The organism is Mucilaginibacter sp., assembly GCF_965201005.1.
Taxonomy (GTDB): Bacteria; Bacteroidota; Bacteroidia; order Sphingobacteriales; family Sphingobacteriaceae; genus Mucilaginibacter_A.
This window is the reverse complement of record NZ_OZ241747.1, coordinates 1,633,414-1,651,347: the sequence shown is the minus strand read 5'-3', so window position 1 is coordinate 1,651,347 and position 17,934 is coordinate 1,633,414. Positions and strand designations below refer to the sequence as shown.

Genomic DNA, 17,934 nt, shown 5'->3' with positions numbered 1-17,934 from the left:
TTCGGCAGACGGAACAAAATTTAGCTGGTAAAAGAAGCATCAGCATTTGATTATAAATTTAGCTTTGGTTCGGGCTGACGGGTTTTAAATACCAGTTCTTCGCCAAGCCTTGAACGTTAGCGGTAATTAAGAATGACTAAAATTTTAGACTTACTTCTTTATGGAATGATTAAAATGTCTGAAAAAGTAGGAACACGATTTGCTTTTAGACTTTTTGCATTTCTATTATTTCTAAATATAACTGGGCTTTTATTATTTATCAATCGCGAACTTTTAAAAAGGCGACTTAATTCGATAAGTGACGACGGTTATTTGTTTTTAACAGGAAGTTTACTTTCTGTTTTGTTAACCTTTATTTTCTATAAAAGAAGAAATCAAATTATAGAAAATTATCAATATAAAGATAAAAGCAGCTTAATAGTACCGGTGCTTTGTTATTCCGGTTTAAGCCTTTTATTCTTTGTAATAATTGCAACAAGACAAATTTAACTACCGCTAACATTGGTTTGGCAAAAAACTGGCTGATGAATTAAACATCAACTTTTATTTTGCTATTTTGCTTCAGTATCGGCAGACGGAACAAAATTTAGCCGGTAAAAGAAGCATCAACAATTGAACATTTATTTAACTTTGGTTTCGGCTGACGGGTTTCAAATTCCAGTTCTTCGCCAAGCCCTTTCCGTTGGCTGCCATTATTGCGGACCTAAAACTAAATCAATAAATAACGAGAAGCATATTACTTAGTAATTTTAAGAAACATTGGCAATGATACTTTTGGATGTTACGATTTCGACCGGTTGGCTAATTACAATTGGTATCGTAATTTTAATATTGCTTTATAATCTTTTCGAAACTTCCAGAGATAGTGATAAGGCTAAGCAAATGTTACGGGAAATGGATCTTAAAATGAAAGCTAAAGAAGCTGAGTTAAAAGTTTCATATCAAAATTGGGCTATTGAAGAGTTGGACAGATTCAAACAAGCGGAAATCGAAAAAGTTCAAAAACATGCTGAACAGCAATATCGAGAAGCTGCTTTAGTACTTTTGCAAAAATGGAAAATTGAAGAAGAGGCAAAAATCAGGCAAGATGCCATAAACAGAAGTTATTCTGTTAATCTTGGAAAAATCACAGAACATCTTGTACCTTTTCATTCAAGTTTTCTTTCTCAATTCAATCCAAAAGATGCAAGGTTTATAGGCAGTCCTATCGACCTAATCGTATTTGACGGTTATGCAGATAAAAAAGATGACATAATAATTTACATTGTTGAAGTAAAAACTGGGAATTCACGACTGACAGAAATACAGCAGAAAATTAAAGCCGCTGTGTTAAAAGGTGAAATTCGTTGGGCTGAAATAAATCCTGACAATTCATCATTTATACAGGTATCAACGTCTAACATTACTGATAAAATAACAAATCAACTACCTCTTAAACTTTAATCCTACTTCGATAAGAATATAACGTCAGCCAACATTGGTTTGGCAAAAAACTGGCTGACGGATTAAATATCAACTTTTGTTTTGCTATTTTGCTTCAATTCTATCCGACGGAATAAAATTTAGCTGGTAAAAGAAGCATCAACATTTGAACATTAATTTAACTTTGGTTTGGGCTGACGAGTTTCAAATTCCAGTTCTTCGCCAAGCCTTTTCCGTTAGCGGTAATTTTAAACAAACGATGGCAGACAACGAAACAAGTCTTGACAAATCAATTGGAGGACTTTTTATGATGATAATTTTCACAGTCATTTGGACAATTTTAGCCGAATATTACTTTAATAATTATGATTATAGAATTGCAGGTGTCGTACTTGGATTCGGAGTCTCCTATTTAATATATAACTATTGGATATTTAACAAGAAAAAAACGAGCTTACCTAAAACTGAACAAGTTAAAAATCCTAAAAAAGAGAGATTATTTTGGATAATATTTGCAATAGAAGGAATTGCAATCTTTTTAACTATAAATTTCTTGATCAATTTTAAAAAAGAAAACTTATTGATTTCATGTTTAGCATTAATTGTTGGATTACATTTTATTCCTTTAGCCAAAGTATTTGATAGAAAATTTCATTTCTATATCGGGATTTGGACAATATTTGTTGCTGTATTAGCTTTGTTTTTAATTGTTCAAAACTCATACAATTACAAAGTTGTCAATGCATTTCTATGCTGTGCCTGCGCAATTTCTACAACATTATGTGGACAGCATATGATAAATAATGGAAAGAAAATATTAAGCATAATACGTGAATAAAAACTACCGCTAACATTGGTTTGGCAAAAAACTGGCTGACGGAAGTTGTTGAACTTTCATTTTGCTATTTTGCTTCAGTTTCAGCAGAAGGAACAAAATTTAGCTAATAAAAGAAGCATCAACATTTGTTTATAAATTTAACTTTGGTTCTGGCTGAAGGGTTTCAAATGCCAGTTCTTCGCCAAGCCTTTTCCGTTGTGTGTAATGCGTCGACAAACTTCACTTATGAAATCACTTCCCGGTTGGACAACAGAAATAGAAGAAATTTCGAGCGGAGTTTTTAAAGTTACATTAATTGACAGTTTTGGACATAATGCAGAGTTGATTGGTAAAGCGACTGACGACACAATTAAGAAAGCTTATGCTCATGCTTTTGAAATTGAAAAACATGTGTCAAAAAACTGGAATAAATTTCTTTACGACTTTTGTATTTCTGAACTACATGATTCTAATATTACAGCCCAAGACTATAATGACAAAGTATTTGGTTCCTGGTTAGTGGAAGTTGGCAACAACCGTCTTGTTTATATGGGAAAAGACCGTTGGTTAGTTGGACAATTAAGGAAAGACAATGAGTGGTTTGATAAAACTATTTTAAATAAGGACGAGTTGACTTTTCCAATTTTTCTGGCAGTTATAAATTCAACAAAATAAGCACTACACACAACATTGGTTTGGCAAAAAACTGGCTGACAAGTTTAACATCAACTTTTGTTTTGCAATTTTGCTTAAGTTTCGGCAGAAGGAATAAAATTTAGCCGGTAAAAAAAGCATCAGCATTTGTTTATTAATTTAACTTTGGTTTCGGCTGACGGGTTTCAAATTCCAGTTCTTCGCCAAGCCTTGAACGTTAGGTGCAACTTAAGACTTGCATTTCGCCGACTGACTTGCAAGCCAGACTTTTAACGATTACAAATTTGACTTTTAATTTTCGCTGACTTTTTCCCATGCTGTTTTTAGCAGACTTTTTTAGCGGACTATTTCCAGCAAGCTAAATTTTACCTGGTAAAAACAGCATTGTTTGCTGGCTTCTTTTTAAATCAAAAAGTAAAACTTGTAAAACAAATGCTTACAACTTTTTGTGCAGACAAAACGTACGACTTGAAAAATTGTGATTATATTGTTTGCCCAGCAAGTTTGGTTTGGCGCAATAATTTGCAAAAACGCAAAGTCTGATTTTTGATGGTTAAAAAATTAAGCTGCACCTAACATTGGTTTGGCAAAAAACTGGCCGACGGAAGTTATTGAACTTTTCTTTTGCTATTTTGCTTTAGTTCCGGCAGACGGAACAAAAATTTAGCTGGTAAAAGAAGCATCAACTTTTTGTTTATTAATTTAACTTTGGTTTTGGGCCGAAGGATTTCAATTTCCAGTTCTTCGCCAAGCCCGGAACGTTGTGCGTAATTAGCTACACTAACGGTAATTCAAATTTCGTATCTAAATGACTTGAGATTGAATCAACAAATTATTGACAGCAGAACTGGCGACATTATGTTGACAGACGGATTTATTATTTCACAACAAACAACGCCCGAAGAAATTATTTCCTACTTTAAAAAGGCAAATTTGGAAATTAGAGATATCAATAATGGGTGGAAACATTATTCTATAAGAAATTTTAAAGTAAAAGATACTTATATCTCTATGATGTTTTTTTTCAATATCGACAACCTAAACTCGATTGGGTTTATCGTTGACGATAAAATTACTACATCTTCTTGGGACGACTGGAGTTTAGAAAAAGAACTGAATAAAAAAGATTATTACGAAGATTGGTTAATAAATCAAATAGGAAAAGTTAGACAGTTTGCATGGGGAAGAATTGACGCTTCTTACGACAATAAAAGTGCAAGTTCAAGTATATACTTAAAATACAAATAATATAGTTTACTAAAATTAACTACGCACAACATTGGTTTGGCAAAAAACTGGCGGACGGAACAAACATCAGCTTTTATTTTGCTATTTTACTTTAGTTTCGGCTGACGAATCAAAAATTTAACTGGTAAAAGAAGCATCAACATTTGATTATAAATTTAACTTCGGTTTGGGCTGACGGGTTTCAAATTCCAGTCCTTCGCCAAGCCTTGAACGTTAGCGGTCATTGTACAACGCCACCCTACAAACATTGAACAGACAAAATGCAAGAAACAAAAGGACTACTTTACGATATAAAACAACACGACAAATTGACGATTAGAGTTAGTTCAAATGCTAATGGAAATTTGCCAGCAGACGTTTTAAAAAAATTGCTTCAACCTCATAGAACAGCTTATTATTTTTTTGTATTTGTGGACAGCGGTTCTACAACTCATAAAGTGGACTTGCAAACATTATCAATTTCAAGTGGAGAATTGCTTTATATTTTACCAAACCAAATTCATACGCCACAGCCAAAAACAAACGACCTTGAATATTTTAAATTGAGTTTTGACCAAAACTGTTTGGCTTTACTTCCTCAACAGTTTTCATTTCTAATAAATCCGTTAAACACTCAAACCATATCTTTTGATAATTCTTCTAAACAAAGGGTAAAGACACTTTTTGAAATACTAAATCAATTATTACAATCAGACAATAACCAAAAAGACGGAGAAATAATTTTAGCCCATTTGAATTCACTTTTAACTGAATTCAACAATGCATATTTTAAAAATATCGGACAAGAAAACTCTTCAAACCCGAAACTTTCAAAATTCATTGAGTTTAAAATTAATATTGAAACTCATTTGACAGAACAACATTCCATAAACACAATTGCCGAAAATCTTGCCGTAACTACAAACAATCTTTACAACATTGTAAAAGAGTTTTCAGGTTTCTCGCCAAAAGAATTTATAACCAATCGTTTGATGTTAGAAGCACAAAGAAAATTACATTATTCAAAACCATCAATCAAAGAATTGGCTTATGAACTTGGTTTTAATGACCCAGATTATTTCTCACGGCTTTTCAAAAAAAGCACAGGAAAAAGTATCAGTAAATATTTAGCAGACCTTCAAGAATTATCAAGTAATTAAAGTGATTAGTCCTGCCGTATCAAATATATCGAACCGACTTTTGCAATTCATCAAAATATAAAAAAATGAAATCAGCATTAGTAACAGGAGCAAACAAAGGCATCGGTTTTGAAACCGCTAAACAATTGGCACAACTTGGGTATTTCGTTTACACTGGTAGTCGAAACAAAACCAAAGGATTGGAAGCAATCGAAAAATTAAAAGTATTAGGTTATGCAAATGTGGATTGCATAGAATTGGATGTAACAGACATTAATTCCATAAAATCGGCAAGGCAAGAATTGGAAGTTAAAACCCAACATTTAGACATTTTAATCAACAATGCAGGAATTCGTGGCGAAGTTCCGCAACCTGCATCAAAAGTGCCAATTGAAAGGTTAAGACTTGTTTTTGAAACCAATTTTTTTGGAGCAATTCAAACAACGCAAGAGTTTATGGACTTGCTTAAAAAAGCAGACCAACCACGAATTGTAAATGTAACAAGCGACTTGGCTTCGTTGACAAATCACAACGACCCAACTTGGAAATTTTATCCTTTTAAATCAGCGGCGTACAGTCCATCAAAGACAGCGTTGAACGCCTATACAATTATGTTGGCATTTGAATTAAAAGACACCAATTTTAAAGTGAATTGCGTTAATCCAGGACACACGGCAACGGACTTTAATAATTACAAAGGCGAAAAAACAGTGGAACAAGGTGCAAGTGTTATAGTAAAATATGCAACGCTTGACAAAGACGGTGCGACAGGGAAATTTTTCAGCGAAGAAGGAGAAACAGCTTGGTAATAAGAGACAACATAACGACAGAAGAAAAACAACGAACCGCTAACATCGGTTTGGCAAAAAACTGGCGACGAATTGAACATCAACTTTTATTTTGCTGTTTTGCTTCAGTTTCGGCAGAAGGAATAAAATTTAGCTGGTAAAAGAAGCATCAACATTTGAATATTAATTTAACTTTGGTTTGGGCGGACGGGTTTCAAATACCAGTTCTTCGCCAAGCCTTTTCCGTTGTAGGCAACCTTGCATGACGCATAGAACCAACTTATAGAATTATAGACATCATAATAAATGAGAATTATTCTGACAATTTTTATTTTTCTTATTTCAAGCGGAACTTTATTTTCTCAATTGATATATAAGTTTGACATTGCTGCTGACGTTTCCGGCTGTTCAAATGTTTCACTTCAAAAAATATCAAAAAATAGACAATACGAACTTATAATCGAAATCAATCACATTGACAGCTTGCCAATATCTAAAGAATTTGACTTAGCAAAATATTCAAATTGTGTGAGTATATATTTAAACAAATATCCTAAAGGAAACAAATACATTCGCCAAATTTGTGATGATGTATTAATCATTAATAAGAAAGTTTACAAGCCGGACAGATTTATTGCAAAAGAAGGTAAAATAATTATCAGCCAATGGAACGGTAAAGACTTTGTTATATCTCTTTCCATAAATAATGCAAGTTTAAAAGACAAGTTAGGAAAACAACTAAAATTGCCTTTTGAACAGTTCAGGCAAATAACAGTTGGATGGGAAGGAGGATAATAAATCAAGACAAAAAGGCTACCTACAACATTGGTTTGGCAAAAAACTGGCTGAAGGATTAAACTTTAGCTTTTGTTTTGTTATTTTGCTTCAGTTTCGGCAGACGGAATAAAATTTAGCTGGTAAAAGAAGCATCAACATTTGATTGTTAATTTAACTTTGGTTTTGGCTGACGAGTTTCAAATTCCAGTTCTTCGCCAAGCCTTGAACGTTGGCTGTAATTTTTCGACGACCTAAATACAGATGATCTATTTTTTATTCTTATTTACTTTTTTGGGACTTCCTATTATTGGAATTGTAATTGCAAATAATTTTGACCATGTTTGGCTTTTTAAGTATAAGAAATTCGTTATAGCATTTTTTGCTATTTATAACTTACTACTTTATTTTAAAGTCTCGTTAAAAGGCGACTTTGCTGACTATATTATTTTATCAATCGAATATTTTGTAATTTGCTTGTTTATCTTCTCACCTAAAAAACATAAAGAATTTTGGATTAAACTTCTGAGAGTTGTAGCAATTACGGGGATTTGTATAGGAACCATTGTTGGTGGAATTGGCATTTTTTTATTCCCAATAATTTCTCAAGACTATACAACTGACAAAATATTTTATTTTGAACATAGTGACAAATTATATGAAACAAGACGATACAGATTTGGAACAATAGGTTCAGTTGATACAAGATATACATTTAATACTTACAGAATCTTTAGTATATTACCATTTGAATACAAAATTGATAAAACAGATTTTTCTGATTTAAAAACTAATTTAAACATTAGCGACCCGAACTTGAAAATTGACATTATAAGAAATATTAACAAAGACAAGATTAAGTTTAGTTCGACAGACGGAAAGGAATTTACTAAATCAATAAATTAAAACTACAGCCAACATTGGTTTGGCAAAAAACTGGCTGACAGAATAAACATCAACTTTTATTTTACCATTTTGCTTCAGTTTCGGCAGAAGGAATCAAATTTCGCAGGTAAAAGAAGCATCAACATTTGTTTATAAATTTAACTTTGGTTTGGGCTGACGAGTTTCAAATTCCAGTTCTTCGCCAAGCCTTTTCCGTTGCCTGCAATGGTAAATCGACTACCTAACAATGACAAATGAATTGACTTTTACGACTAACTCACTTTTTGAAAACGTAACACTTGACAAGTATGCGGAAAATTGGACTTTTTCCTTCGCTAACAACGTTCATGTAAGTTCAACAGGATTTTGGCGATTATTAGTAAATAACAAAATTGTTTTTGTTTCTATCGACAATGGACATCAGTTTGGCTTACCATCACCACTTGACTTAGTTGAAGAACTTATAAAAGAATTAGCAGGTAAAATATTGACAAAAATCGAAGTTATTAAAGACACTTTTGACTTGACATTAACTTTAACCGACGAACTTAAACTTGATATTTACATTTCTTCATCAGGCTATGAGACTTATGATTTTTCGATTAACAACAAAAGATATATTGGCTTAGGTTCGGGCGACATTGCAATATTTGACAGCTAATAAAACCACAGCAGGCAACATTGGTTTGGCAAAAAACTGGCTGACGGAAGTTACTGAACTTTTATTTTACTATTTTGCTTCAGTTTCAGCTGAAGGAATAAAATTTAGCCATTAAAAGAAGCATCAACATTTGATTATAAATTTAACTTTGGTTTTGGTCGGACGGATTCAAATTCCAGTTCTTCGCCAAGCCCGCAACGTTAGCGGCAACCCGACAGACCGACGACAACTATGAAGTATCAGCTTAAAGATTTTAATAGAAATATTCCAGATAATGAGTTACTAGAAGACATAAAGCGTGTAGCGACTAAACTTGGGACAAATTCAATTTCGTCAAGAGACTATAACGATAATGGCGGAAAATATACCGCAGGAACAGTCGCAGCAAGATTTAGTAGTTGGAATAATGCTCTATTAAATGCTGGTTTACAATTGGTTCATCAACGTGATGTTTCCAAAGAAAAACTGTTTGGAAATCTTGAACAAGTTTGGATTACCATCGGTAGGCAGCCAACATTTAGAGATATAAAACAACCAGCCTCAAAATATTCTACTCATCAATATGTAACCAAATTCGGAAATTGGAGAAGTGCTTTAGAAGCGTTTGTTGACTATATCAATTTAGAAGATGGAGTTGAAGCCAAAGAATCCGAACTATCTATTACGCCAGAATTAAATGAACAACCGACTTTTAAACATAAGACAAAACGATTTCCAAGCGAAAGATTAAAGGTGCAAGTTTTAATGAGAGATGGAAATAAATGCAGACTTTGTGGTATTATCGTTACTGGCGACAACATAAATTTTGACCATATAAAGCCTTGGTCAAAAGACGGAGAAACAGTGTTGGAAAATTTACAGGTTCTATGTGACACTCATAATCTTGCAAAAGGCAATTTAGACTATGATCCAGAATTGGGCAGCCGCTAACATTGGTTTGGCAAAAAACTGGCTGACGGAATAAACATCAACTTTTATTTTGCTATTTTGCTTCAGTTCCAGCGGAAGGAACAAAATTTAACTGGTAAAAGAAGCATCAACATTTTGTTATAAATTTAACTTTGGTTTCGGCTGACGGGTTTCAAATTCCAGTTCTTCGCCAAGCCTTTTCCGTTGGCCGCCATTTTTGGACAAGACCACTAATGAAACTACAATGAAATTCGGATTTAGGACACCATCACTAAAGAAAAAAATTGCTGCGAGGACTTCGGTTAAAAGATATGTTAGACATTCCTCAGGAGTAAAAGCACCAAAAGGATATGGTTGGCTGACAAATCCCAAAAAAGCAGCTTACAATAAAGTTTACAACAAGACTTCAAAAGGTTGTATGTTGACACTTTTAATGTTGACGGCGTTTACATTTTCATTAATTTTTTTAATTATAATTCTTAACACTTAAAACTATATCTGCCTTTGCTACAAGGCTGATCTTGTTGGAAGATTACGAAAGTAACGGCGGCCAACATTGGTTTGGCAAAAAACTGGCTGACGGAATTTATTGAACATTTGTTTCACTATTTTGCTCCAGTTTTGGCAGAAGGAACAGAAATTTAGCTGATAAAAGAAGTATCAACATTTGAAAATTAATTTAACTTTGGTTCCGGCTGACGAGTTTCAAATTCCAGTTCTTCGCCAAGCCTTTTCCGTTGGCTGCTATTTTTTCAGACACCTTAAACAAACAGACAAACAATGGCATATATAATGGTTGACATTGAAAGCGATGGACCAATTCCTGGTGACTTTTCAATGATTTCTTTTGGAGCAGTTTTAGTTGACGACCAACTTGACAAAACATTTTATGGAAAACTTAAACCAATTTCTGACAAATTTATTCAAGAAGCATTAGCTGTTTCAGGACATTCAAGAGACGAAGTTTTGACCTTTGACGACCCTGAAAAAGTTATGGCTGACTTTGCAAATTGGATTAAAGAAACTTGCAAGGACAGACCAATTTTCATAAGTGACAATAATGGGTTTGACTGGATGTTTATTTGCTGGTATTTTCATCACTTCACTGGGAAAAATCCTTTTGGATTTAGTTCTCAAAATTTAGGAAGTTTATACAAAGGAATAGAGAAAGACACCTTCAAGACTTTTAAACATTTGAGAAAGACAAAACACACTCATAATCCTGTGGACGATGCAAAAGGAAATGCAGAAGCTTTGCTGACAATGAAAAAAGAATTTGGACTAAAAATTAAGTTTTGACACAACTCGTCTGACATAAAACAGCAGCCAACATTAGGTTTGGCGTTATTGGGGCTTGACGAAAATAGCCTCAACATTTGTTCTTTATTGTGCTTTAGTTCGGTCTCGACTTTATAAATTTGGCTTATGAATAAAACATCAGCAATATTGCAATTATCAACTTCGGTTATCGGCTGACGGAATTCTAATTCCCCAACAACGCCAAGCCCTGACCGTTAGCTGCAAATTCTGGTGACACTCAAGCAAGACAGGTTTCCATAGATATATTTTAAAATTGACAGACATCTATTTAACAATTGAATTTATATTATGTGGTTAAAAATTATCGTGGGATTTTTTTTGGCAATTGCAGGCTTATTTATTTACGGGTATTTAAAACAAAAATATATTCAATCAAGACAAAATGAGGACTTTTTAAAAATATTTGGAGACTATAATTCACTGCCGACACTGGAGTTTGGTTCAAGTTATAGTTGGTCGACTTTTAAAGTGATATTTCAAAACAAAACTGATTTAGATTTTGCAACAAAAAATAAACTAACAGACGACTTTAAAAATTGTATCAAATCCTACTATGGTCCAAAATTTGACGTTGACCTTGCTGTTAATTTTATGCATACTGATAGTTGAATTTCTTAGACTACAGTATTATAAATCTGCAGCCAACATTGGTTTGGCAAAAAACTGGCTGACGGATTAAACATCAACTTTTGTTTTGCTATTTTGCTTGGGTTTCAGCGGAAGGAATAAAATTTAGCTGGTAAAAGAAGCATCAGCATTTGATTATTAATTTAACTTTGGTTTCGGCTAACGAATTTCAAATACCAGTTCTTCGCCAAGCCTTGAACGTTGTACGTAATTTTTAATAACTCCGCAGACATGAAATTTATCTTTAAAATCCTAACCATTAGTTTAACGACTTGTATTGTATTCATCAACTCGACATTTTCTCAAAATCAAATTCTAGATAAAAAACGTGGATTTAAAAATTTCACTTTAGGTGATAGTAAAGCAAAGTACCAAGCAGCTCTTACATATTACATGACAGCAAAGGATGGCAGTATTGGATACACTTATGATACAAAGAATGTCTTAGAAACATATGTGTTTGATTATAAGCTAAGCAAGATTATTTTATTCTTCGATAAGGCTCAAAAACTATCAGTTATTAATTTAGAAAAGGATTATGATAGTGAGTCTTACTCGAAATCTTTAGAAGATTTAAAAAATATCATAAATGACTTGACAGGATATTTTGGTGATTACTCGCAGAAATATCGTGATGACGAGCAATCTAAAATCGGAGCTACTTGGGCAGGAAACGAAGTGCTTTTAACATGTACAAATCTGTATCTTGGATTTAAGACTGGCTCACAGATTAACATATTAATTTCAAAATATAATAAAAATGACGCATCAGGATTTTAACATTTACAATCATTAATTATCATAAAATGACGCTTGACAAAGCCCTTTTTTATCTATTTATTTTAGAGATTGAGAAAAAAAATTTAAGTAATATAAAACTTAATGATTTATCAATATCAATTTTTGGAACAATAGTTCAACCTATTTCAAAGGATATTCTAAAAGCGGAAGTAATAAGAATTATAAAAGAAAAAAAAGATTTTTTAAAATCAGTATATGAAATAAAATTAGACAGAGACGTTTCAGAAAAGATAAATCCATCTCTTATCGGAAAGATACTGATATTTGAAATAGAAAACTTAGAGCATAGTTTTATAATCAATAGTATTTCAGAAAAATCAACAAATATAAATCAGTTAAATAACAAAATTTTAATCACGAAATAAAACTACGTACAACATTGGTTTGGCAAAAAACTGGCGAACGGAAGTTGTTGAACTTTTGCTTTGCTATTTTGCTTCAGTTCCGGCTGACCGATGGAAATTTAGCTTTTTAATTATTATTGAACTTTTTGTTATAAATTTAGCTTTGGTTTTGGCTGACGGGTTTCAAATTCCAGTCCTTCGCCAAGCCTTTTCCGTTGGTGGCAAGCTTAACCGACACACCCTAACACTATGACGGAACAACAATTTTATCAACTTTTACATAGACGACTTTCACAGATTGCTATCGGTGCCTCTGCAATTCGGAATCAAGGTTCAGGCGGACTTATAAAAATTTTGCGACAGTATTTTGAAACAAAAGTTGACCTTGAACATTTCACAAAATCATTGATTGACGAAACTCAATACAAAGTTTTTTTAAACGGACACACAGCAAACATTTTGACGCTTTTCCCGAACACAGCTCAAAGTTGGGGAGCAGCAAGGAAAGGCTTGAATTTGTTTCTAAGAGAAATTATTTACAGTAAATTTTTTTCTCATCGTTTTTCATTGCCAGACAATTTTGACGAATTTAATCAGTTAGTAAAGTTTATGGAAGTTCCACTTGACAAAGAAGTTGCTCATGGGCTAATTGCTGACTCAAATGAACACCTACCAAAATGGATAAACATAAAACATTTGACAGCAACATTAAGTGAGACATACCAAAGCCAGGCTTTTATTATTGCGACACAAGAAAACGTTGCACGAGTAAATCTTGACTTGAAATATTGGCGTTCCGTCTGACAGACAAGCCTGCCACCAACATGGGGTTTGCTACTATGCTGGCTGACGAATAAATCCTCATCTTTTTGTTCGCTATTAGCAGTGGTTCGGTCAGACGGAATTCTATTAAGCTTTTGTTCTTATCTTCAACATCAGTAATTCTATTGGGCTTCAGTTCCGGGCTGGACGTTATAAAATGCCAGCACAGCAGCAAGCCCTGAGCGTTGGCTGTAATTTTTCCGCCGACCTTACTTGCAAACCGAAATGGACTATGTGGATTTTTGCGATAATAATATTTTTAGTAATTTCCCTTGTCGTTGGACTTTTAGGACAAGGTTTGTATCTTTTATATTTGCCAATTCAGAAAAGGCTATTGAAAAGTGGAAAGTTGACAAAAAACATAAGTCGACAGATTAATATTACTTACGCTATTACTCTCTTTCTATTTTCAGCATATCAAACATTTAACGGTTTTTTTCCAAGTAAAAGTTTTTACGAACAGGAGTTTAAGACAGTAACACTTAGAGAAATTCCAAAATCAGCAGAGTTTATAGAAAAAACTTCTTCATATCCCGACTTTCACGGCGATTATTGTTCAAGTTCTCAAATAAAACTGTCAAAATCGGATTATCAAGAACTTTTAATTGAACTTGAAAATGATAAACGAATAACAAAAAATGGAGAACAAATTGGTTCCGAAGAATTTAACAAAACTTTAGGCAACAAAAAAACGAGTAAACTTATTCACGAATTTACTAGAAAAATAAAAGGCGAAGAAGACCATTATCTTTACATCGCATTTTACGATGATAAAGAAACTATTTTTGTAAACATCTGCGTAACATAAAACTACAGCCAACATTGGTTTGGCAAAAAACTGGCTGACGAATTAAACATCAACTTTTATTTTACTATTTCGCTTCAGTTCCGGCGGAAGGAACAAAATTTAGCTGGTAAAAGAAGCATCAACATTTGAACTTTTATTTAACTTTGGCTTTCAGCTGACGAGTTTCAAATTCCAGTTCTTCGCCAAGCCCTTTCCGTTGTGCGTCACTTTATCCATCCACTTTCATAAACAAACAAAAATCACAGCCATGACCAGAAACTGCATTTGCATCCTGACACTACTAATTTTTAGTAGTTTGTTGTTTTGTGCTTGTAACGGTTCAGACACAAAAGCAACCGCTAAAAAAATTGACAGCTTGATAGTGAATGAACCAAAATTATCTGTACAGCCGACAGACGATATAATAACTGGTTCATCTGTTGAAACAATTGAAGACCCCGAACATCATGGGACAAAAACAACTGAAAGACATAAACTTACCAGTCAGTTTGAGAAAATTGTTGCTTTTGACCCTAACGTTGGTTCTTTATATCCTGGAGCTTTAGTACAAGGAAAAGGATTGATAGACGGAATTTTAATTCCAGTTAAAACATCAAGAAATCCACTTACTATAACGATAAGTGATTTTTATCAAAAAGGAAATTTTTCGGTTAGTAGAATAGTAAAAGAACCCAATAAGGCTAATGTCAATGACAGTATTCAGAAAATATTGAAGCAAGAAACTAATTCTGCAATGGGAGCTGATATTACGTATTCATTGAGGCAAGTCTATAGCATGGACCAAGCTTTTTTGAAATTTAACGCATCTTATAAATGGGCAACTGGTGCAATAAATGGTGCTCTCTCCGTAAGTCAAAACGAAACATACTCAAAATTTTTAGTTCGCTTGGTTGAAAAATATTTTACTGTTTCTTGCGAAGAACCTCATTATCCAACATCTTACATAAAAGAAGATGGCTACAAAGATTTATTGAACTACATAGACAGTAATTCGCACAATACTACTCCTAATCCATTATGTTACGTAAGCTCTGTTTCCTATGGAAGGGAGTTATGGGTTTTAATAGAAAGTAAAGAAAGCGCATCTGATGTTGAAGCATCGCTTAACGCTTCATTTGGAGGTTTAAATACTGGAGGCAAGGTTGAGATGAGTGACGAGACAAAAAAAATATTGAATGAGGCTTTTATCCAAAGTTATATTATTGGCGGCTCACGTTATAAAGCAACCGATTATTTAGGCGGTGATAAAATAACAGGATTAACAAACTTTATAAAGGCAAAAGATACGTTTGATATATTGAATGACCCACCGAGACCTATTAGTTACACGGTAGCTTATTTAAGCGACAACTCACCTGCAAGAGTTTCATCAACTACAGACTATACAGTCAACACAGAAAATATCAAAATCACATCTCCTTTACTTTCTGCAACGGTTCACTTTGGTAATGGTGATGACGGGAAAGACCAATCTACCGGCTTAAGGGTTTATTTATTTGATAATAGAACATTAGGTGTGAATTACATAGCTGCACTTAATAAAGCAAATCCAGATATAGCACCAGTTGCATATGCCGACCTGTATGACAACACCGACCAAGGTCAAGCCTTTCCTGATAACTCTTCAATTGATTTTCCTTTAGGTTTAAGAGGAGCGACTGATAACGAAAAGCTGCAAGACGGAGTAATATTCATTTGGATGTTTCCTCACGGCCATGATAGGTGGCAATTTACACCTACACTTCATCTAAAATTTAAAGACCCAAAAGTTAATAGAGATATTCCATTAGCGTCGGCGGATATAAATCAGAGTAATGGATACATAGCCATTCCGTTCACTTTACGTCGTTGAGTTAAAGTACGGACAAAGAAAAGCGAACGCACAACATGGGGTTTGCTGCTATGGCGGGGCGACGAACAAGCCATCAACATTTTGTTCGCTAATCATCTTCAGTTCCTGCAGACGGAACGCAGATGAGCAGCAGTAGTAAACATCAACATTTGTAACTTTACTCAGCAGCGATTCGGGGCTGGACGTTCAATGAATGCCGCCACAGCAGCAAGCCCTGTTCGTTAGCGGTCATTGTAAAAGACACCTTGCAAACTTTGAGATGAATAAAAATATTTACTTTCTAATATTGGCTTTTTCACTTTCAGCAAGTTGTTTGACCAGTAAGAAAATGGTAAGTAACCAGACGTACGCCTTCAAGTTGGACACTTTGACTTTGTTTGACCAATCAAGAGACAGAAAAATTCCTATTGCACTTTATAAACCTAAAATTGACAATCCTAAAATTGTTGTTTTCAGTCATGGTTATGGACAGAACAAAGGCGGCGATTATTTGGCTTATTCTTACTTAACAAACTATTTAGCTTCAAAAGGATATTTTGTAGTAAGTATTCAACATGAACTTCCTACAGACAGATTAATGCCGACAACAGGAATTCCACAAATTGTTAGACGACCTTTTTGGGAGCGTGGTGCGAACAATATTTTATTCGTAATAAACGAATTGAAAAAATCAAATCCTGAATTGGACTTTAAACATATTACTCTCATTGGACACTCAAATGGTGCGGACATGACAGCACTATTTCCTCAAAAGTATCCAGGCATAGTTGACAAGATTATTACATTAGACAATAGAAGAATGGCTTTGCCAAAAGCAGCCAATATAAAAGTATATTCTTTACGCTCTAGCGACCAGCCAGCAGACGAAGGAGTTTTACCAACAGAAAAAGAACAAAAAAAATATAGAATAACAATTGTAAAACTTGCTAACACAAAACACAATGACATGGACGACAACGGAAATGAGAATCAGCACAAAGAAATAAATTATGATGTTTTAAAGTTTTTATCTGAAAGATAAACTAAGTTCTTTGTGAAAAAATAAACAACGCACCGCTAACAAAAGGTTTGGCAAAAAACTGGCTGACACTTCACAGCATCAACTTTTGTATTTCTATTTAGCTTATGTTCCAGCTTGACATTATAAATTTGGCGACAGAAATAACAATGAACTTTTTTATCTTTACTTGAGCAGCAGTTCGGGCGGACGAGTTTTAAATTCCAGTTCTTCGCCAAGCCCCCGACGTTGGTGGCAAGCTTATCGGACAGCACTAACTTCGACACAATATTAAGACAATAATAATTTTATGGTAAGAGTAATAATTGCAGGTGGAACATCAGGAATGGGACTTGCGACAGCAAAACTATTGGCGCAAAAAAACTTTGAGGTAATTATTTTAGGAAGAAATCAAGAAAAACTAAATCAGGCATTAGCAGAAATTGGACAAACCGCAAAGGGCAAAAGTGTTGACGCTACAAATTTGGAAACACTTAAACAGACATTTGCTGACATAGGAAAAATTGACCACCTTGTAATTGCTCTTAGCGGAGGAAAGGGTATTGGGCTTTTTCGTGAATTAGATTTAGACGATTTGAAGAATGGATTTGAAGGAAAGTTTTTTCCACAATTGCGGACTGCACAAGCTGCACTGCCATACATAACAGCAACAGGCAGCATTACTTTTATAACATCTATTAGTTCACAATCAAAAGCAATTGGTACAGCAGGTTTGGGAGCTATCAACGGAGCAATAGAAATTATGATACCAACGATTGCGAAAGAATTGAAACCGATAAGAGTAAACGCAGTAGCACCAGGTGTTGTAAATACTACATGGTGGGACTTTTTACCACCCGAAAAAAAACAGGAAACTTTTGAGAAATACGCTGAAACAATTCCGCTTGGTAGAATTGGAGAGCCTGAAGATATTGCAAAAATGATTCTTACATTTATTGATAACGATTATATAACCGGACAGATTATCGCAGTAGATGGCGGACTTAGTTTAGGACAGTAATCCTAAAACAAGCCAGCCACCAACAAGCGGTTTTGTGCAAGCGGGTCAGACGTAGTAGCAATCAGC

General features: G+C 34.0%; 22 protein-coding genes. 21 read left to right on the top strand and 1 reads right to left on the bottom strand.

Annotated features, from left to right (window positions below):
- The first annotated feature begins 132 nt into the window (after positions 1-132).
- The 11 genes from ACOFKR_RS07680 to ACOFKR_RS07630 all read left to right on the top strand — a co-directional run bounded on the left by ACOFKR_RS07680 (position 133) and on the right by ACOFKR_RS07630 (position 9,297).
- Positions 133-489, top strand: coding sequence for a hypothetical protein (locus ACOFKR_RS07680; protein WP_419803436.1), 357 nt, complete (start codon positions 133-135; stop codon positions 487-489).
- A 276-nt stretch (positions 490-765) separates the two neighbouring features.
- Positions 766-1,443 (top strand): Holliday junction resolvase-like protein, encoded by a 678-nt coding sequence (locus ACOFKR_RS07675; protein ID WP_419803435.1) that lies wholly within the window; start codon positions 766-768, stop codon positions 1,441-1,443.
- A gap of 145 nt (positions 1,444-1,588) precedes the next feature.
- The gene (locus ACOFKR_RS07670) at positions 1,589-2,260 is read left to right on the top strand and encodes a hypothetical protein (protein ID WP_419803434.1); all 672 of its coding nucleotides are present in this window, start codon (positions 1,589-1,591) and stop codon (positions 2,258-2,260) included.
- A 225-nt stretch (positions 2,261-2,485) separates the two neighbouring features.
- On the top strand, positions 2,486-2,914 hold the full coding sequence (locus tag ACOFKR_RS07665) for a hypothetical protein (RefSeq protein ID WP_419803433.1): 429 nt from the start codon (positions 2,486-2,488) through the stop codon (positions 2,912-2,914).
- Between the two features lie 837 nt (positions 2,915-3,751).
- Entirely contained in the window at positions 3,752-4,141 is a 390-nt protein-coding gene (locus tag ACOFKR_RS07660; RefSeq protein WP_419803432.1) for a hypothetical protein, read from the top strand.
- A gap of 260 nt (positions 4,142-4,401) precedes the next feature.
- The gene (locus ACOFKR_RS07655) at positions 4,402-5,280 is read left to right on the top strand and encodes an AraC family transcriptional regulator (protein WP_419803431.1); all 879 of its coding nucleotides are present in this window, start codon (positions 4,402-4,404) and stop codon (positions 5,278-5,280) included.
- 65 nt (positions 5,281-5,345) lie between these two features.
- The gene (locus ACOFKR_RS07650) at positions 5,346-6,068 is read left to right on the top strand and encodes an SDR family oxidoreductase (protein WP_419803430.1); all 723 of its coding nucleotides are present in this window, start codon (positions 5,346-5,348) and stop codon (positions 6,066-6,068) included.
- Between the two features lie 285 nt (positions 6,069-6,353).
- Positions 6,354-6,842: a hypothetical protein gene (locus ACOFKR_RS07645; RefSeq protein ID WP_419803429.1), complete on the top strand. Its 489-nt coding sequence runs from the start codon at positions 6,354-6,356 to the stop codon at positions 6,840-6,842.
- Between the two features lie 273 nt (positions 6,843-7,115).
- Positions 7,116-7,727, top strand: coding sequence for a hypothetical protein (locus ACOFKR_RS07640; protein WP_419803428.1), 612 nt, complete (start codon positions 7,116-7,118; stop codon positions 7,725-7,727).
- Between the two features lie 226 nt (positions 7,728-7,953).
- The gene (locus ACOFKR_RS07635; protein WP_419803427.1) at positions 7,954-8,367 is read left to right on the top strand and encodes a hypothetical protein; all 414 of its coding nucleotides are present in this window, start codon (positions 7,954-7,956) and stop codon (positions 8,365-8,367) included.
- 231 nt (positions 8,368-8,598) lie between these two features.
- Positions 8,599-9,297 (top strand): homing endonuclease associated repeat-containing protein, encoded by a 699-nt coding sequence (locus ACOFKR_RS07630; RefSeq protein ID WP_419803426.1) that lies wholly within the window; start codon positions 8,599-8,601, stop codon positions 9,295-9,297.
- Positions 9,298-9,414: 117 nt separating this feature from the next.
- Here the strand turns inward: ACOFKR_RS07630 and ACOFKR_RS07625 are convergent, their stop codons facing one another.
- Complete coding sequence (locus tag ACOFKR_RS07625; protein ID WP_419803425.1) at positions 9,415-9,648, bottom strand: hypothetical protein; 234 nt, start codon at positions 9,646-9,648, stop codon at positions 9,415-9,417.
- Positions 9,649-10,056: 408 nt separating this feature from the next.
- Here ACOFKR_RS07625 and ACOFKR_RS07620 point away from each other — a divergent pair, with 408 nt between their 5' ends.
- From ACOFKR_RS07620 to ACOFKR_RS07575, 10 genes are all read left to right on the top strand, one after another.
- On the top strand, positions 10,057-10,575 hold the full coding sequence (locus tag ACOFKR_RS07620; protein WP_419803424.1) for a 3'-5' exoribonuclease domain-containing protein: 519 nt from the start codon (positions 10,057-10,059) through the stop codon (positions 10,573-10,575).
- Positions 10,576-10,884: 309 nt separating this feature from the next.
- Positions 10,885-11,205: a hypothetical protein gene (locus ACOFKR_RS07615; protein ID WP_419803423.1), complete on the top strand. Its 321-nt coding sequence runs from the start codon at positions 10,885-10,887 to the stop codon at positions 11,203-11,205.
- Between the two features lie 249 nt (positions 11,206-11,454).
- Positions 11,455-12,003 (top strand): hypothetical protein, encoded by a 549-nt coding sequence (locus ACOFKR_RS07610; RefSeq protein WP_419803422.1) that lies wholly within the window; start codon positions 11,455-11,457, stop codon positions 12,001-12,003.
- A 26-nt stretch (positions 12,004-12,029) separates the two neighbouring features.
- Positions 12,030-12,389: a hypothetical protein gene (locus ACOFKR_RS07605; protein WP_419803421.1), complete on the top strand. Its 360-nt coding sequence runs from the start codon at positions 12,030-12,032 to the stop codon at positions 12,387-12,389.
- Positions 12,390-12,408: 19 nt separating this feature from the next.
- The gene (locus ACOFKR_RS07600) at positions 12,409-12,621 is read left to right on the top strand and encodes a hypothetical protein (protein WP_419803420.1); all 213 of its coding nucleotides are present in this window, start codon (positions 12,409-12,411) and stop codon (positions 12,619-12,621) included.
- Positions 12,618-13,172, top strand: coding sequence for a hypothetical protein (locus tag ACOFKR_RS07595; protein ID WP_419803419.1), 555 nt, complete (start codon positions 12,618-12,620; stop codon positions 13,170-13,172). Before ACOFKR_RS07600 ends, ACOFKR_RS07595 begins: the two co-directional genes overlap by 4 nt.
- A 175-nt stretch (positions 13,173-13,347) precedes the next feature.
- Entirely contained in the window at positions 13,348-13,998 is a 651-nt protein-coding gene (locus ACOFKR_RS07590; protein ID WP_419803418.1) for a hypothetical protein, read from the top strand.
- A 247-nt stretch (positions 13,999-14,245) separates the two neighbouring features.
- Positions 14,246-15,850 (top strand): thiol-activated cytolysin family protein, encoded by a 1,605-nt coding sequence (locus ACOFKR_RS07585; RefSeq protein WP_419803417.1) that lies wholly within the window; start codon positions 14,246-14,248, stop codon positions 15,848-15,850.
- 259 nt (positions 15,851-16,109) lie between these two features.
- Positions 16,110-16,871, top strand: a complete 762-nt coding sequence (locus ACOFKR_RS07580) for an alpha/beta hydrolase family protein (protein WP_419803416.1) — start codon at positions 16,110-16,112, stop codon at positions 16,869-16,871.
- 286 nt (positions 16,872-17,157) lie between these two features.
- Complete coding sequence (locus ACOFKR_RS07575; protein ID WP_419803415.1) at positions 17,158-17,868, top strand: SDR family oxidoreductase; 711 nt, start codon at positions 17,158-17,160, stop codon at positions 17,866-17,868.
- Positions 17,869-17,934 lie beyond the last annotated feature (66 nt).

Coding starts and splice junctions, on each gene's coding strand:
- ACOFKR_RS07680 (WP_419803436.1), top strand. CDS start 133: ATGACTAAAATTTTAGACTTACTTCTTTATGGAATGATTAAAATGTCT.
- ACOFKR_RS07675 (WP_419803435.1), top strand. CDS start 766: ATGATACTTTTGGATGTTACGATTTCGACCGGTTGGCTAATTACAATT.
- ACOFKR_RS07665 (WP_419803433.1), top strand. CDS start 2,486: ATGAAATCACTTCCCGGTTGGACAACAGAAATAGAAGAAATTTCGAGC.
- ACOFKR_RS07660 (WP_419803432.1), top strand. CDS start 3,752: ATGTTGACAGACGGATTTATTATTTCACAACAAACAACGCCCGAAGAA.
- ACOFKR_RS07655 (WP_419803431.1), top strand. CDS start 4,402: ATGCAAGAAACAAAAGGACTACTTTACGATATAAAACAACACGACAAA.
- ACOFKR_RS07650 (WP_419803430.1), top strand. CDS start 5,346: ATGAAATCAGCATTAGTAACAGGAGCAAACAAAGGCATCGGTTTTGAA.
- ACOFKR_RS07645 (WP_419803429.1), top strand. CDS start 6,354: ATGAGAATTATTCTGACAATTTTTATTTTTCTTATTTCAAGCGGAACT.
- ACOFKR_RS07635 (WP_419803427.1), top strand. CDS start 7,954: ATGACAAATGAATTGACTTTTACGACTAACTCACTTTTTGAAAACGTA.
- ACOFKR_RS07630 (WP_419803426.1), top strand. CDS start 8,599: ATGAAGTATCAGCTTAAAGATTTTAATAGAAATATTCCAGATAATGAG.
- ACOFKR_RS07620 (WP_419803424.1), top strand. CDS start 10,057: ATGGCATATATAATGGTTGACATTGAAAGCGATGGACCAATTCCTGGT.
- ACOFKR_RS07615 (WP_419803423.1), top strand. CDS start 10,885: ATGTGGTTAAAAATTATCGTGGGATTTTTTTTGGCAATTGCAGGCTTA.
- ACOFKR_RS07610 (WP_419803422.1), top strand. CDS start 11,455: ATGAAATTTATCTTTAAAATCCTAACCATTAGTTTAACGACTTGTATT.
- ACOFKR_RS07605 (WP_419803421.1), top strand. CDS start 12,030: ATGACGCTTGACAAAGCCCTTTTTTATCTATTTATTTTAGAGATTGAG.
- ACOFKR_RS07595 (WP_419803419.1), top strand. CDS start 12,618: ATGACGGAACAACAATTTTATCAACTTTTACATAGACGACTTTCACAG.
- ACOFKR_RS07590 (WP_419803418.1), top strand. CDS start 13,348: ATGCCAGCACAGCAGCAAGCCCTGAGCGTTGGCTGTAATTTTTCCGCC.
- ACOFKR_RS07585 (WP_419803417.1), top strand. CDS start 14,246: ATGACCAGAAACTGCATTTGCATCCTGACACTACTAATTTTTAGTAGT.
- ACOFKR_RS07580 (WP_419803416.1), top strand. CDS start 16,110: ATGAATAAAAATATTTACTTTCTAATATTGGCTTTTTCACTTTCAGCA.
- ACOFKR_RS07575 (WP_419803415.1), top strand. CDS start 17,158: ATGGTAAGAGTAATAATTGCAGGTGGAACATCAGGAATGGGACTTGCG.